Raw genomic sequence first — 15,046 nt, forward strand, 5'->3', positions numbered from 1 at the left:
AACACCTTGCGGCTGCCGATGTCGCCGATCTGTTCGCAGTGTGCGATCGCCTCGCGCAGCAGCGGAACCGCCTCCAGTTCCAGCGCCAGGTCGCAGTGCAGGATCTCGGCCGGGGTTTCCCCGATCCGCAGCTTTCCCAGCGCCTGGAAATTGGGCAACCCCTCGAGGAACAGGATCCTCTCGGCGAGGATGTCGGCGTGTTTCATCTCGTCGATCGACTCGTGGTGCTCATGTTCTGAAAGCGCCTTCAGGCCCCAGTTCTTCAGCATCTTGGCGTGCAGGAAGTACTGGTTGATCGCGGTCAGCTCGTTGTAGAGCGCCTTGTTGAGATACCCGATGACCTTGTCGTCGCCCTTCATGGTTGCGCTTCCTGGATGGATTGTGCGCACTGTAGCGCGCCGCGCGACAACACAGCAGAACGCGAATCGTCCGCAATTTCTTCCCGCTGCGCTTCCACCGCGACGGCGTGGCTCAAGCGGCGTGCGCCAGCACAGGCAATTCCAGCGCCTTGCACGTCTGGACGTCCCGGATGATCTCGGCCACGAGGTCGCGGCAGGATCCGCAGCATGCGACGGCGCCGGTGCGCATCGTCATCTCCGCCACCGTGTCGCAGCCGGCTTCGGCCGCCTCGCGAATCGCACGATCCGAAATCCCGTTGCAGATGCAGACATACATCGGTTTGCCACCCAAACGACTGATGGCGAGATTCAATCGCAAACGCGAATGATTGTCAATGCTGGCGCAAGACCTCATCCGCGATAGCGGCAGCCCGAGGTGCAGGTCTCGCGCACCACGACCTCCGACAGCAGCGGAACGGTCGGCCGGACGCGCTCCCAGATCCACTGCGCCAAGCGCTCGCTGGTCGGATTTTCCAGCCCTTCGATCTCGTTGAGATAGCGGTGGTCCAGGCGCTCGTGCAGCGGCTGGAACGCGCGCGCCAGTTCCGCAAAATCCATCACCCAGCCGGTGTGCGGGTCGGGTTCGCCCGCGACGTGCAGTTCGACCCGGAACGAATGTCCGTGGAGCCGCGCGCACTTGTGCCCGTCCGGCACGTTCGGAAGTCGGTGCGCCGCCTCGAAAGTGAACGCCTTGAAGATATCCATCGGGATAGTTTACGGCCGGAATGCCGCTCCCAACGGATCAGTCCAGCAGTTCCATCGCCATCACGATGGCGTCCTCGCGTCCACCGGCCGCCGGGTAATAGCGCGGCCTGCGGCCGATCTCGTTGAAGCCGCTGCGCTGGTACAGCGCGATGGCCCGCGGGTTGGACGGCCGCACTTCGAGAAACACCCGCTGCACGCGCCGGCTGCGCGCGATCTTCAGCAGGGCCTGCAGCATGCGCAGCCCAAGGCCCTCGCCCTCATGGCCGGACGCCGTGCACAGGTTCAGAACATGCGCCTCGTCCGCAGCCACGCTGAGCACGCCATAGCCCAGCAAGGCACCGCCGCGCTCGTGCACCCACATCGAATAGCCGGCGCGCAGGCAGTCGCGGAAGATCCCGCGTGTCCACGGGAACGGATAGGCCCGCACTTCGACCGCCATCACCGCATCCAGGTCGGATTCGCGCATCGGTCGCAGGCCGGTCAGCGGCCCCGGACTGGAAACATCCACCGGATTGGCGTTCATCACCGCGCCTTGCGCAGCGCGCGCAGCTGCGCCCACACGGCGCGACGCGGTCGGGGGTCGCGCCCCATCCGCGCCGCCTGCGCCAGCAGCTGCGGGTGCGCCTGCAGGTCTTCCACCGGCAGTCCCGCCGCCAGCGCCAACTGCGCCAGCAATCCGGACGGCAGATCGACCGCAGCCCCGGCCACGATCCGCCGGTAGGCGACCATGCCCAGTTCGGCCAGCACCGTCCGCTGCAATGGATCGAGGTTCACGCGGCGGGATCCGGTTCGCCCGGCTTGCGCCGCCGCAGCAGGCCCTGGATCGGTCCCGAAAGCGCGTACAGCACGCTGGCCACGAGCAGGGTTTCGGCCGGCACGATCCACAGCGCGATCAGAATGCCCAGGACCAGCGGCAGCACGATGAAGGGCACGCGGTCGGACTTGGGCCCCTTGCCGCTGCCCTTGAAGCTGGTGTAGCGGATCCGGCTGACCATCAGCAGGCCGGCGATGACGGTCAACCCCAGCGCCACGAAACGCAGGTCGGTGCCGTTCCAGTCGCTGCGCTCGCAGGTCCACACGAAGCTCGCCATCAGCCCGGCCGCCGCGGGGCTGGCCAGACCGATGAACCAGCGCTTGTCGACGATCCCCACCTGGGAATTGAAGCGCGCCAGCCGCAGCGCCGCGCAGGCGGCATAGAGAAACGCCGCCAGCCAGCCGATCTTGCCCAGCGTGGTACTGTCGCCGCGCAGCGCCAGCAGCGCCCAGTAATACATGACCATCGCCGGCGCCATCCCGAAGCTGATCAGATCGGCCAGCGAGTCGTATTGCACGCCGAACTCGCTCTGGGTATTGGTCAGCCGCGCCACCCGACCATCCAGGCCATCGAGCACCGCCGCGATGAAGATCGCCACGCAGGCCGCCTCGAAGCGCCCCTGCGAAGCGGCGATGATGGCGAAGAACCCGCCAAACAGCCCGCCCGTGGTGAACAGGTTGGGCAGCAGGTAGATTCCGCGGCTGCGGCGTGGCGCTTCTTGCTGGTCGCTGTCTTCCATTCCTGCAGTGTAAGACAACGGTTGTCCGCCAGACACCCGCACGCCATCCCCCCCGAGGCCGCCGCAAGACTGCCCGCTTCCGGCGACTTCCGGCACGGGCCGCCGGCCGGCCGGCTGCTAATCTGCGCGGCTGATGGAATCTTCGGAGCGTTCGATGCGCCTTGCCGCTTTTTCCCTGGCCCTGCTCGCCGCCCTGCCGGCCGCACGCGCGGCCGATCCGGCCCTTCCGGGAATCACGCTGGAGCAGGCGATGGCCGACCCGGACTGGATCGGTCCGCCAGTGGAATCCATGTGGTGGCGCTGGGACGGCCAATCGGCCTACTACACGCTCAAGCGCAAAGGCTCGAACCTGCGCGACATCTGGCGGGTCGGCATCGACGGCAGCGCGCCGGCGCTGGTGGACGACGCCGGACGCGTGGACATGGACACGGCCAGCGTGGTCGAGACAGGTGGCGCGCGCAGCGCCTTCGTCCGCAACGGCAACGTGTTCGTGCGCGACCTGCGCAGCGGGACGCTGACCCAACTCACCCGCGAGAACGCGTCCGCGAGCCGCCTGCAGTGGAACCGCAGCGGCGGTCTGATCTGGCGCACGGGCGTGGACTGGTACCGATGGGACGGGCGGATCGTGGCGGTCGCCGCCCAGCCGCGCGCCGACGACGCCCCGGACGCGACGCCCCCCGCCGACGCCCTGCGCGATCACCAGCTGCGCCTGCAGCGCACGCTGGCGCAGATCAAGGCGCAGCGCGAGGCCACCCGCGCGCAGATGGACGACTGGCGGCGCACCGATCCAACCCGGCCGCCGGCGCCGATCCACCTGGGCAAGGACGTGGAGATCGTCGATTCGGCGCTGTCGCCGGACGGCCGCTGGCTGCTGGTGACGACACGGGCCAAGGGCGCGGAAGCAGGGCGCGTCGACAAGATGCCGGTGCCCGTCGCCGAATCCGGCTACGGTGAATCCGAGGACGCACGCACGCTGGTCGGACGCAACGACCCGCTGCCGCATCGGCTGTGGCTGGCCGAGGTCGCCACCGGCAAGGTGCGCGAACTCAAGTTCGACGCCCTGCCCGGCATCAAGGACGACCCCCTGGCCGCCTTGCGCCGCGCTGCCGGCAAGGACGCGCTCAAGGGCAACCGTCCGCTGCAGGTCGGCACCGGCGACGACGTTCCGGCGCCGCAGTGGAGCGACGACGGCGGCAGCGTCGCCGTCATGCTGCGCGCCGTGGACAACAAGGACCGCTGGCTGGCCACTGTCGATCTGGCCAATGCCGCGCTGCAGCCGCGCCACCGCCTGCACGACGACGCCTGGATCAACTGGAGCTTCAACGACTTCGGCTGGCTGCCGGACGGCCGCATGCTGTGGTACCTGAGCGAGGAAAGCGGCTGGTCGCACCTGTACACGCTGCGCGGCACGCAGCGCAGCCAGCTGACCGACGGGCGCTGGGAAACCTCGCAGGTCGCGGTCTCGCGCGACGGAACAAGTTTCTACTTCCTGTGCAACCGCGCGGCGCCGATCGACTACGAGGTGTGCGCGGTGCCCTCCGCCGGCGGCGCGGTGCGCGAGCTGACGGCGCTGGACGGCGTCGAGGATTTCTCGCTGTCGCCGGACGGCGGCAAGCTGTTGGTGCGGCATTCGGCCGCCTACCTTCCGCCGCAGATCTCGGTGCTCGATGCGCAGGGCGGGCCGGCGCGCCAGCTCACCGATACGCGCAGCGACGCGTTTCGCGCACTGCCGTGGATCCAGCCACAGTACGTGCAGGTGCCGAGCAGGCACGGCGCCGGCGCGATCTGGGGCAAGTATTACGGACCGACAACGATGGCGCCGGGCCGCAAATACCCGATCGTGATGTTCGTGCACGGCGCCGGCTACCTGCAGAACGCCGACATGCGCTGGCCGGATTATTTCCGTGAGCAGATGTTCCACAACCTGCTGGTCAATGAGGGCTACATCGTCCTGGACCTCGACTATCGCGCCAGCCAGGGTTATGGCCGCGACTGGCGCACCGCGATCTACCGCTGGATGGGCAAGCCCGAGTTGGAGGACTACCGGGACGGCCTCGACTGGCTGGTCGAAACCCATCAGGGCGACCGCGACCGCGCCGGCATCTACGGCGGCAGCTACGGCGGGTTCATGACGCTCACCGCGCTGTTCCAGGCGCCGGGCGTGTTCAAGGCCGGCGCCGCGCTGCGCCCGGTCAGCGACTGGATGCAGTACAACCACGAGTACACGTCGAACATCCTCAACGACCCCGAACTCGATCCCGAAGCCTACCGGCGCTCGTCGCCGATCGAATTCGCCGACGGCCTGCAGGACCACCTGCTGATCGCCCACGGCATGATCGACGACAACGTGTTCTTCCGCGATTCGGTGCTGCTCACCCAGCGCCTGATCGAACTGCACAAGGACCACTGGTCGATCGCGCCCTACCCGCTGGAACGCCACGGATTCGTCCATTCCGACAGCTGGCTGGACGAATACCGCCGCATCCACGCGCTGTTCGAGGACACGCTCAGGCCCTGAGGAAGCGCCGGGTCCGGCGCCTGTCCGGACTCATCCCAACCGCGCCACGCTCGCCAGATCGACGTTGCCGCCGGACAGGATCAAGCCAACGCGCTGGCCGGCGAACAGCTCGCGGTGCGCCAGCACGGCGGCCAGCACGGTGGCCGAAGACGGTTCCACCAGCTGCTTCATGCGCGTCCAGACCCATCGCAACGCATGGAGCGTGTCGGCGTCGTCCACCGTCAGGACCTGCGCCTGATGTTGGCGCAGGATCTCGAAATTGATCGCGCCCAGGGTGCCGCGCAGTCCGTCGCAGACGGTGTCCGGAACCATGTCGGGCTCAAGGCGGCCGGCAGCGAACGCGCGGGCGCCGTCGGCGGCGCCGGACGGTTCGGCCAGGTATAGCCGGCAGCGCGACCGCAAGGCGGCGATCGCCAGGGCGCTGCCCGCGCCCAGTCCGCCGCCGCCCAGCGGCACCACCAGCGCGTCGAGTTCGGGGCGTGCGGTCAGCAGTTCCAGCGCGGCGGTGCCTTGTCCGGCGATCACGTCCGGGTGGGTGTAGGGGTGGACGACGATGGCGCCGGTTTGCGCCTGCACCGTCGCGCAGCCGGCCTCGCGCGCGGCCATCGTCGGCGCGCAGCGATGCAGCACGGCGCCTTGCCGGGCGATGGCCTCGACCTTGGCCGCCACCGCGCCGTCCGGCACCACCACGTGGCAGGGAATCCCGCGCAGGCGCGCCGCCAGCGCCAGCGCCGCACCGTGGTTGCCGGAGGAATGGGTGACGACCCCGCGCGGCGCGTCCGCGTCGGAGAGCGCGAACACCGCATTGCAGGCGCCGCGGAACTTGAACGCGCCGCCGCGCTGCAGGTGCTCGGCCTTGAAGTGCAGCCGGGCGCCGGCCTCGGCATCGAGGGTCGACGACGCCAGGATCGGCGTGACGTGCGCCAGCGAAGACAGCCGCGCGGCGGCGGCAAGCACGACGTCAGGATCGAGAGGAATTCCGGAATAACGGGCCATCGGGAAATGCTAGCGCGATACCGTCTGCGGCTTCCGGTATGACGGCCCGGACAATGTCCGGAACAGGCCGTTGGACGCTGCTCCAAGGGCATCCGGCCGCGCAAATCCGCAGAAACCAGACCCACGTCACAGTCTGAACCGCAGCTTGTCGAAAACCTGACGAACGGCGTCACATCGGCACCCAAAGATGTAATCTAACCGCGCCGGTGCCTGGCGGGACTTCCCGGATCCCCCCTGTTCCGCACGTCCTGCGGGCACCGGCACTCACCGCCGCGCCTTGCGCTGCGGGCAGTCAAGACAAAAAGAGGGCCGGCTGTCCCCCGACAACCGGCCCTCGTCGCTTTCCCGGCGTGCGCAGGATCGGCCCCTGTTCAGTCCGACCATCGCCTTGCGGCGTGCCACGTCGAGCGCTGCCAGAACAGGTGCAGAAAGCGTGCCAACTTTGCGCGAAAATCGCGCTCGACGCTCCATCGTTTCCAAACAGTGACCCGCATCGCGAATTCAAAGTGATGAGCAACCCATTCCATCGCTACGACGTGATCGTGATCGGCGGCGGCCATGCCGGGCGAGACCGAGGCGCTTGCGAAGCGCAGCTTCGCGCCGAGGCGAGCGCCCGAGGCAGGAGCCGAGGGCGGGGTGACTTGGCGAGCACAGGACGTGCGAGCCTAGTCACCGACGGTGCCGGCACGAAGATCCAAAGATGAGTACCAACTTTTTCCAATTCGATGTGATTGTGATCGGAGGTGGGCACGCCGGCACCGAAGCCGCGCTCGCCTCGGCGCGCAGCGGCGCGCGCACGCTGCTGCTCACGCATTCGATCGAGACCGTGGGTGCGATGAGCTGCAACCCGGCCATCGGCGGGATCGGCAAGGGCCACCTAGTGCGCGAGATCGATGCGCTGGGTGGCGTCATGGCCCGCGCCGCCGATGCCGCCGGCATCCAGTGGCGCACCCTCAACGCCAGCAAGGGACCGGCGGTGCGCGCCACCCGCGCCCAGGCCGACCGCGCGCTGTACCGCGCCTTCATCCGCCGTGCGGTGGAGGCGCAGGACAACCTCGCCGTGTTCCAGGCGGCGGTCGACGATCTGGTGATCGAGGGCGACGCCGTGCGCGGCGCCGTCACCCGGACCGGGCTGCGCTTCGAAGCGCCGGCGGTGGTGCTGACCGCCGGCACCTTCCTCGCCGGCAAGATCCACATCGGCCAGACCCAGTACGCCGCCGGGCGCATGGGCGAACCGCCGTCCACCGCGCTGGCGCACGCCCTGCGCGAGGGGCGCTTTGCCGTGGCGCGGCTGAAGACCGGCACCCCGCCGCGCATCGACGGGCGCACGCTGGACTATTCGAAGATGACCGTGCAGCCCGGCGACGACCCGCGCCCGGTGTTCTCCTTCCTCGGCCGCCACGCCGACCAGCCGCCGCAGGTGCACTGCTGGATCACCCGCACCACCGAACAAACCCACGCCATCATCCGCGCCGCGCTGCACCGCAGCCCGCTGTATTCCGGCCAGATCGAGGGCATCGGCCCGCGCTACTGCCCGTCGATCGAGGACAAGGTGGTGCGCTTTGCCGACAAGGACAGCCACCAGGTGTTCGTCGAACCGGAAGGGCTCGCCGTCGCCGAGATCTACCCCAACGGGATTTCCACTTCGCTGCCGTTCGACGTGCAGCTGGAGCTGGTGCGCAGCGTGGTCGGCTTCGAGAACGCCCACATCACCCGCCCCGGCTACGCGATCGAGTACGACTTCTTCGACCCGCGCGGGCTGAAGGCCACGCTGGAGACCAAGGCGGTTTCCGGCCTCTTCTTTGCCGGGCAGATCAACGGCACCACCGGCTACGAGGAAGCCGCCGCGCAGGGGCTGCTGGCCGGCAGCAACGCCGCCCGCTTCGCCCACGGCAAGGACGGCTGGAGCCTGCGCCGCGACCAGGCCTATCTGGGCGTGCTGGTCGACGACCTCATCACCCACGGCACCTCCGAGCCGTACCGGATGTTCACCAGCCGCGCCGAATACCGGCTGCAGCTGCGCGAGGACAACGCCGACGCACGGCTGACGCCGATCGGGCGCGAACTGGGCCTGATCGAAGACGCGCGCTGGGACGTCTTCAGCCGCAAGCGCGATGCGGTCGAAGCCGAAACCGCGCGGCTGGCGGCGCTGTGGGCGGCGCCGAACAACGCGCTGGGCGCGGCGCTGGCCGCCACGCTTGACCTCGAACTGAGCCGCGAGAACAGCGCGCTGGACCTGCTGCGGCGACCGGAGCTGGACTACGTGCGGCTGATGGCAGTGCCCGGCTTCGGCCCGGCGGTGGACGATGCCAGGGTCGCCGAGCAGGTGGAGATCGAAACCAAATACGCTGGCTATCTCGACCGCCAGCGCGAGGAAATCGCGCGCCAGCAGCGCCACGAGACCACCGCGATCCCGGCGGATTTCGACTACGCCAGCGTGCGCGGCCTGTCCGCCGAAGTGCTGCAGAAATTCCAGCGCGTATGCCCGCAGACCGTGGGCCAGGCGCAGCGCATTCCCGGCGTCACGTCGGCGGCGGTCTCGCTGCTGCTGGTGCATCTGGAGCGCGCCCGGCGCGAACGCGCGGCCTGACCCGGTACGCGCGTCGCCTGCACATGCCGTGGACGCGGATTCGGGCGACAATGGCGGGCCCGGCACCACGAAATCGATCCCCCATGAATCCGAAAACCCTTGCCGCGCTCGCCCTCGCCACCGCGGCGCTGTCCGCCTGCGGGCACAAGGCACCGCCCGCGCCTGCCAGCGGTGATTTCAAGGCACAGGTATGGGTGCTGCCGGCGGAAGCCGGCTCGCTGGCGCCGGACCTGGTGCGCGCGCCGGACGGTCGCATCCTGCTGAGCTGGATCAACCGCCGCGAAGGCCGCCGCAACGTGCTGCAGTTCTCCTCCTACACCGAACAGGACGGCTGGCAGAGCCAGCCGCGCACGATCGCGATCGGCAACACGCTGGCCGCCAGCGGCGTCAGCATCCCGCACCTGCTGGCCACCTCCGACGGCGCGCTGTGGGCGCAGTGGCTGCAGACGCGGCCGGTGCAGTCCGGCACCCACGACGCGGACATGACCCTGGCGCGTTCGCGCGACGGCGGCATGACCTGGGCGCAGATGACCCGGGTGAACGACGATGCGGCGTCGGCGGAACACGGCTTTGCCGCGCTGTGGCCGGAGGGTGCGGACCGGATCGGCATCGCCTGGCTGGACGGACGCGACCTGTCGGCGGGCGGACAGACGACGGACGGCTCCGGCGCGGGCGAGCATGCCGAGCATGCCGAGCATGCCGAGCGCGCGGACGGTCATGCCGATCACGCGATGGCGGACATGCCGGGCATGGCCGGGATGCACCACGACGCGCAGGGCGACTCCAAAAGCACCCAGCTGCGCGTCAACGGCTTCGACATGGACCTGCGTCGCGGCGCGGACACCGTGCTCGATCCGCACAGCTGCGACTGCTGCCAGATCGCGGTTGCCATGACCACGCGCGGCCCGCTGCTGGCCTACCGCGCACGCAGCGCGGAGAACGTGCGCGACATCGCGACGCTGCGCTTCGAAAACGGCAAATGGACAACGCCCCACCGCGTCCATGAAGACGGCTGGAAGATCGCCGCCTGCCCGGTGGCCGGTCCGGCGCTGGCCGCCAGCGGCAACACCGTTGTCGTTGCCTGGTACAGCGAACGCGACGGCAAGCCGCTGCTGCAGGTCGCCCATAGCGCCGATGCTGGCGACACCTTCGCCGCGCCGGTGGATCTGGACCCGGGCCAGACCGTACTCGGGCGCGTGGGCGTAGCCCTCGACGGCCAGCAGGCGTGGGTCGCCTGGCTGCGCGAAACGGCACAGGGCCAGACCCTGATGCTGGCGCGCTACGCGCCCGACCTGTCGAAGCGCCTGCAGCTGATCGAAGTGGCCCGGCTGGGCGCGCGCGGCATGGCCAGCGGCTACCCGAAACTGCTGGCCGGCGACGGCATGGCCTGGCTGGTGTGGACCGACAGCGAAGGCGGCACCGCCCGCCTGAAGGGCGCGCGGATCGTGCGCCAGTAAGCAGGCGCGAGCGCCCTTGCATTTGCAGGAGCGCGCCCTGCTCGCGACAAGCGGCAGGGTGTCGCGGGCAGGGCCCGCTCCCACAAAGACAGTTGCTCCCACAAAGACAGCTCTCCCGCCGGGGTCGAAACCCCGGGAACGGAGGCGCGGACGGGGCGATGTCCGGTTTTTCCGAATTTTGGTGTGTACGGGGATAGGCACGCGGCACGCGCTGCCCACACCACTCACGGAGAAACGGTCATGTCGATGTCATTTGCTTCCACCCGGCGCGCAAAGCCGGCACTTGCCCTGCTCACCCTGGCGCTGCTGGCGGCGCTGTCGCTGCCCGCCATGGCGGCCGAGCCGGGTTGCATCAACCCCGACGGCACGCCCAAGGCCGGCAGCACCGACCAGGGTCAGGAAAACGCGGGCGGAGAGAACGCCACTTGCGATATCTATGCGTCAGCTTTTGGCTGGCAAAACAACGCAAGCGGATGGGACAGCAATGCATTTGGCGAGGGGAATCATGCCAGCGGGTACTTCAGCAGCGCATTTGGTTCAGGCAACAACGCCAGCGGAGACAACAGCAGCGCGTTTGGCTACCGCAACACCGCCAGTGGAAACAGAAGCAGCGCATTTGGCTACTCGAGTACCGCCAGCGGGTACTACAGCAGCGCGTTTGGCTTCAACAATACCGCCAGCCTGAGCTACGACAGCGCGTTTGGCGCGGGGAATACGGCCAGTGGAGGCAGCAGCAGCGCGTTTGGCTACTCGAATGTCGCCAGTGGAAGCCACAGCAGTGCGTTTGGGTCCAGCTCTGCTGCACGCGGCGATCAAAGCACGGCGCTCGGCTATCTGGCCGTGGCCAACGAGGACGACGTAGTGTCCTTCGGCCACGCGACGGGTGATCTGGATAACAGCGGCAACCCGTATGGCAGCGACCGCAACGTGCGCCTGATCCACGTCGCCGAAGGCCTCAACGGCTGGGATGCCGCCAACGTGAACCAGCTGAACGCGCTGGTGGGCTGGATGGGCGGCGGTGCGGCCATCCTGGGCGGCGCGTTCACCGCGCCGACGTTCACCATCCAGGGCACGGACTACCACAGCGTGGGCGCGGCTCTGGCCGCCATCGACGGCTGGATGACGGTTAACAGCGGCGGCGTGCAGTACGACGATCCCAGCCATTCCAGCGTCACCCTCGATGGTGCCAGCGGCACCACCATCGGCAACGTCGCCGACGGCGTGGACGCGCATGACGCCGCCAACGTCGGCCAGATGCAGGCCGGCGACGCGGCCACGCTGGCCAGCGCGAACAGCTATACCGACACCAAGTCAGCGCAGACGCTGACGGCGGCCAACACCTACACCGACCAGCGCTTCGCCACGTGGAACGACACCTTCACCCAGTACAAGCAGCAGGTGGATATCCGCTTTGCCCAGACCGACCGCCGGATCGACCGCGTGGGTGCGATGGGCAGCGCCCTGTCCGCTGCGGCGCTCAATACCGCGGGGCTTCCGGGTGCCAACCGCGTCGGCGTCGGCGTCGGCGTGCAGAACGGCCGTTCGGCCATGGCGATCCAGTACCAGCACCTGGTCCGGCCGAACGCCAGTGTTTCGCTGGGCGGGTCCATTTCCGGCGGCGAGTCCAGCATCGCGGCGGGCGCGGGTTTCAGCTGGTAACCCCCACACGGTTCACGCCCAGGTGCGCGCCTGGCGCCTGGGCGTGGCCGGTTCCGGCCGGAATTTCCGCTGATTGCATGGAACCACCCAGAATTCATGCGCCATGTTGAATGCACCGCGTTTGACCTTGATCGTGGTCCTGCTGGCCTTGGCGGCCTGCTCCCGTACCTCGCAGGCGCCGGGATCGGCGGAGGCGCCGGCCGCGGTGGAGGCAACGCCTGCCGTGGCGTCCGCCGATGAACCCGCACCCGTGGCCCACACGGTAAATCCGACGGACGCAACGCAGCCACAGGATTGCCTTGACGAGCCGCCACCGCCCGGCAGCGAAGACACCCGTCCACTGTGTGGGGGTGTCGCAGCGCTGCCGCCGCAGGCGCCGCAGCACGCCTATCGCATGGAGTACCTGCAGTGCCCGGGAGGGGTGCGCGAGGCCCCCGTGGTGTGCGACATCACCCGGCCGTTCACGGTGACCGGCTGCGGCGGCCAAGCCACGATCGAGCACACGCCGACCAGCGAGCACGGGGGTACCTTCAGCTCGCTGTTCCGCAATCCCGAGGGCCGGGCAACCCAGCAGGGCACCTACACGCTGGAGGGGAACGAGGACTCGCTGAAGGCGGTCTTCACGGGTGGGCCGATGTGCGCAACCGCGCGGATCACGCGCTGTTTCAAGGTGCCGTCCAACACGATCCGCCTGGTCAAGGTGGATCGCTGTGATGCCTGACACGGGGCGTGCGGGCGGACGTGCCGCAGCGCGTTCGCAGGCGATTCGATGGGGGGCAGAGCGTCTGGCTTGCCCTGCCGGACTTACGACCGGGCATGAACGTCTGGACTGGGGCCGGGACTGACTACAACTCGCGCAGGATCCTGGCCTTCTTTGCCTCGAATTCGGCATCGGTGAGCGCGCCGCTGCGGTGCAGTTCCACCAGCCGCAGCAGGCGTGCCGCAGCGTCGCCTTCGACAACGTGGGTCGAGGAACTTACCTGCACCTGCCCGGGCCCCGCGTTCTTGAGCAGGGTGGCCACCGCGCCGAGGAGCTCCTGGCTGGAATCGGCGCTGACCGGCTGGCCGTTGACGTTGATCGTCGTGGTGCTGCGGTTGGGCGCACCCTGCAGGAAATCCCGCAGCGCGGCGTTTGTGCGTGCTTCCGGCATCATGTTGCCAAGAAGGTTGGCGATGCCCGAATCGTTGCCGCCGCTGACCGTTGCGGGACGCCCGCTGGTGTCCGTGGGCGCGGAACGCGCGGCTCCGAAACGAAACAGCAGGCGCACGGCCAGCAGCAACACCAGTGCCAGGGCATACAGGATGGCCGAATACAGCAGCGTGGCCGCGCCCAGCAGTCGCAGCGTGACATCGTGCTGCGCGCCCTGCGCTTCGGCACAGGTGTAGGTCATGCTGGTGCCGTGCTGACCGGGCTTGTAGGAATAGTTCCGGGTATCCAGCTGAATCGGTCCGTCGCAAACCCAGGGCGCGGCGACTTCGACGGTGGGTGGATAGGTGACGCCGCCAATGACGGCCACCATCAGGCCGCAAAACAGGCAGATCGGCAGCAGGATGACCGGCAACGCGAACGTCGCCAGCCGGGCCAGCTTGCCGCCGAACGGGGATGTCGGCAGGCCGAATCCGCGCTTGAGCCGGTACAGCACGAAGCCGATCACGAGCGGGACGATCAGCAGCGGCAGCAGCGAGGTCAACAGTGAGATCGCGGTGATGATGAGGCCGAGGTTGGAGTCGTCCATGGAAGTTCTGCGCTGGAGTCGAAGATGAAACGGTCAATCGGCGGGTCGGGCGAAGGAGTCCAGCCAGCCGCAGGTGGTGCAGCGGTATGTCGTCACCGGCAGCGTGTCGCCGATGTTCTGCATCGCCGAACGCTGGAACAGTGCGCCCAGGACCGAATCATCCACCACACCGGCAACCCAGCGCTGCTGCCGGGGGCGATAACGGCCGTCGCGATCGAGCAGGTAGCCGGGTTCCAGCGTTCCGTTGCAGTGGATGCAGGTGGGCATGGGAACCTCCGGTTGGCGGGACTATCCGTTGAGTCTAGGCAAGACGGCGGCCAAAGCGGACACCGGCGGCTCAGCGGGCGGCAGCTTGTCGCGCCCGTTCCAGCAGGGCCTGGCGTTCCTGGTAAACGAGGTGGGTGGACGGATACTTGCTGGCCGTCAGCGCCAGCGAACGCTGCAGCAGGGCGACGGCGGCGTCCGGCTGTTTGCGCTGCACCAGGGTTTCGGCCAGCGCGTCGCGCTGCACCTGCTCTGCCTGGGCCAGCTTGCCCTGCGCCGCCAGCGCGCGGCCCCATTCGCTGGCGTAGTACCAGGTGACGCCGTTGCCGTCGCCGGAGATCTTGCGCCGCAGCGCAAGCGCCTGGCGCAGATCCGCTTCCGCTGGGTCGGGCTTGGCGAGTTGCAGTTCAAGCTGGCCACGGTTGAACAGCAGCTGCACCCGTTCTTTTTCGGCGTTTTCGGGCAGGGCGCGTTCGGCGCGATCCAGCAGCGCCTGCGCCTGCGCAAGCTGGCCCCGCTGCATCTTGAGCGCGCCGTAGCGGGACAGCGACAGGGCCAGCAGCGGGCTGCGGCCCGGGAAATGCCGTTGCGCCAGCGCGACGGCCCGGGCGTAAATGACGTCGGCCTCGGGGTCGTGCTGCGCCTGCCGCAATGCGCTGCCCAGCGCAATCAACGGCTGCGTCAGGCGCGCCGAATCCTTGCCGTACTGGCGCTCGATGGCAGTGATGACATCGCGCAGCGTTGCGATGGCTTCATCGTCGCGACGCAGCTGCATCAGCAGCTCCGCGCGCCGGTACATTGCGGTGGTGGTTTCCGGGTGGCTGGCGCCCAGCGAACGGCGCAGATCGTCGATGGCCTGGTCCACGAGCGCCAGCGCCTGCGCCTGCTCGCCATCGCCGGCACTGGCCAGCGCCAGCACCAGCTGCGCGCGGGCAGCGTTCGCCGCATGAGGCTGGCCAAGACGAGCGGCGATCGCCAGGACATGCTCGGCGCGGCGCCGGGCTTCCGCGTGGTTGCCCATCGCATAGGCAAGCTGGGCCAGCTTGCGCTCGGTGTTCAGGACCTGCGGGTTGGCCTCTCCGTACAGGCGCGTGCGCGTCTGCAGCGCGTCTTGCAGGGTGCGCTGGCTGCCACCGAAATCGCCGAGGCTGCCCTGGATTTCGCCGAGGT

Annotated in this window: 16 protein-coding genes; 5 read left to right on the forward strand and 11 right to left on the reverse strand. The window is 68.6% G+C overall.

Annotated elements, in window-relative coordinates; translation table 11 throughout:
* From bfr to pssA, 6 genes are all read right to left on the reverse strand, one after another.
* Nucleotides 1-359: bacterioferritin (gene bfr / locus Q0X16_RS09300; RefSeq protein ID WP_297833389.1), on the reverse strand; the 359-nt coding region annotated here is incomplete at its 3' end.
* Between the two features lie 112 nt (nucleotides 360-471).
* Entirely contained in the window at nucleotides 472-675 is a 204-nt protein-coding gene (locus Q0X16_RS09305; protein WP_297833418.1) for a (2Fe-2S)-binding protein, read from the reverse strand.
* Nucleotides 676-749: 74 nt separating this feature from the next.
* On the reverse strand, nucleotides 750-1,103 hold the full coding sequence (gene queD / locus Q0X16_RS09310; RefSeq protein ID WP_297833391.1) for a 6-carboxytetrahydropterin synthase QueD: 354 nt from the start codon (nucleotides 1,101-1,103) through the stop codon (nucleotides 750-752).
* A gap of 37 nt (nucleotides 1,104-1,140) precedes the next feature.
* A complete protein-coding gene (rimI, locus tag Q0X16_RS09315; RefSeq protein WP_297833393.1) occupies nucleotides 1,141-1,626 on the reverse strand; it encodes a ribosomal protein S18-alanine N-acetyltransferase in 486 nt (161 codons plus the stop codon).
* A complete protein-coding gene (locus Q0X16_RS09320) occupies nucleotides 1,626-1,877 on the reverse strand; it encodes a hypothetical protein (protein ID WP_297833395.1) in 252 nt (83 codons plus the stop codon). The genes rimI and Q0X16_RS09320 overlap by 1 nt, the downstream gene beginning before the upstream one ends.
* Nucleotides 1,874-2,656, reverse strand: a complete 783-nt coding sequence (gene pssA, locus Q0X16_RS09325) for a CDP-diacylglycerol--serine O-phosphatidyltransferase (protein WP_297833397.1) — start codon at nucleotides 2,654-2,656, stop codon at nucleotides 1,874-1,876. Before pssA ends, Q0X16_RS09320 begins: the two co-directional genes overlap by 4 nt.
* Nucleotides 2,657-2,810: 154 nt before the next feature.
* On the opposite strand from pssA, the gene Q0X16_RS09330 reads away from it, so the two are divergent.
* The gene (locus Q0X16_RS09330; protein WP_297833399.1) at nucleotides 2,811-5,174 is read left to right on the forward strand and encodes a S9 family peptidase; all 2,364 of its coding nucleotides are present in this window, start codon (nucleotides 2,811-2,813) and stop codon (nucleotides 5,172-5,174) included.
* Between the two features lie 30 nt (nucleotides 5,175-5,204).
* Here Q0X16_RS09330 and Q0X16_RS09335 read toward each other — a convergent pair whose 3' ends face one another.
* The gene (locus Q0X16_RS09335) at nucleotides 5,205-6,170 is read right to left on the reverse strand and encodes a pyridoxal-phosphate dependent enzyme (RefSeq protein WP_297833401.1); all 966 of its coding nucleotides are present in this window, start codon (nucleotides 6,168-6,170) and stop codon (nucleotides 5,205-5,207) included.
* A gap of 371 nt (nucleotides 6,171-6,541) precedes the next feature.
* A complete protein-coding gene (locus Q0X16_RS09340; protein WP_297833403.1) occupies nucleotides 6,542-6,730 on the reverse strand; it encodes a hypothetical protein in 189 nt (62 codons plus the stop codon).
* 140 nt (nucleotides 6,731-6,870) lie between these two features.
* Here Q0X16_RS09340 and mnmG point away from each other — a divergent pair, with 140 nt between their 5' ends.
* The 4 genes from mnmG (at nucleotide 6,871) to Q0X16_RS09360 (ending at nucleotide 12,597) form a co-directional block, all read left to right on the forward strand.
* Complete coding sequence (mnmG, locus tag Q0X16_RS09345; RefSeq protein ID WP_297833405.1) at nucleotides 6,871-8,760, forward strand: tRNA uridine-5-carboxymethylaminomethyl(34) synthesis enzyme MnmG; 1,890 nt, start codon at nucleotides 6,871-6,873, stop codon at nucleotides 8,758-8,760.
* An 83-nt stretch (nucleotides 8,761-8,843) separates the two neighbouring features.
* On the forward strand, nucleotides 8,844-10,217 hold the full coding sequence (locus Q0X16_RS09350) for a sialidase family protein (protein WP_297833407.1): 1,374 nt from the start codon (nucleotides 8,844-8,846) through the stop codon (nucleotides 10,215-10,217).
* Between the two features lie 240 nt (nucleotides 10,218-10,457).
* A complete protein-coding gene (locus Q0X16_RS09355; RefSeq protein WP_297833409.1) occupies nucleotides 10,458-11,876 on the forward strand; it encodes a YadA-like family protein in 1,419 nt (472 codons plus the stop codon).
* Nucleotides 11,877-11,979: 103 nt separating this feature from the next.
* On the forward strand, nucleotides 11,980-12,597 hold the full coding sequence (locus tag Q0X16_RS09360) for a hypothetical protein (protein ID WP_297833411.1): 618 nt from the start codon (nucleotides 11,980-11,982) through the stop codon (nucleotides 12,595-12,597).
* A 124-nt stretch (nucleotides 12,598-12,721) separates the two neighbouring features.
* On the opposite strand, the gene Q0X16_RS09365 is transcribed toward Q0X16_RS09360, so the two are convergent.
* From Q0X16_RS09365 to Q0X16_RS09375, 3 genes are all read right to left on the reverse strand, one after another.
* Nucleotides 12,722-13,612, reverse strand: coding sequence for an SHOCT domain-containing protein (locus Q0X16_RS09365; RefSeq protein WP_297833413.1), 891 nt, complete (start codon nucleotides 13,610-13,612; stop codon nucleotides 12,722-12,724).
* Between the two features lie 33 nt (nucleotides 13,613-13,645).
* Entirely contained in the window at nucleotides 13,646-13,879 is a 234-nt protein-coding gene (locus Q0X16_RS09370) for a hypothetical protein (protein ID WP_297833414.1), read from the reverse strand.
* Nucleotides 13,880-13,949: 70 nt separating this feature from the next.
* On the reverse strand, nucleotides 13,950-15,046 hold a 1,097-nt coding region (locus tag Q0X16_RS09375; protein ID WP_297833416.1), incomplete at its 5' end, for a tetratricopeptide repeat protein.

It is taken from the genome of Thermomonas sp., from assembly GCF_025993755.1.
GTDB lineage: Bacteria > Pseudomonadota > Gammaproteobacteria > Xanthomonadales > Xanthomonadaceae > Thermomonas.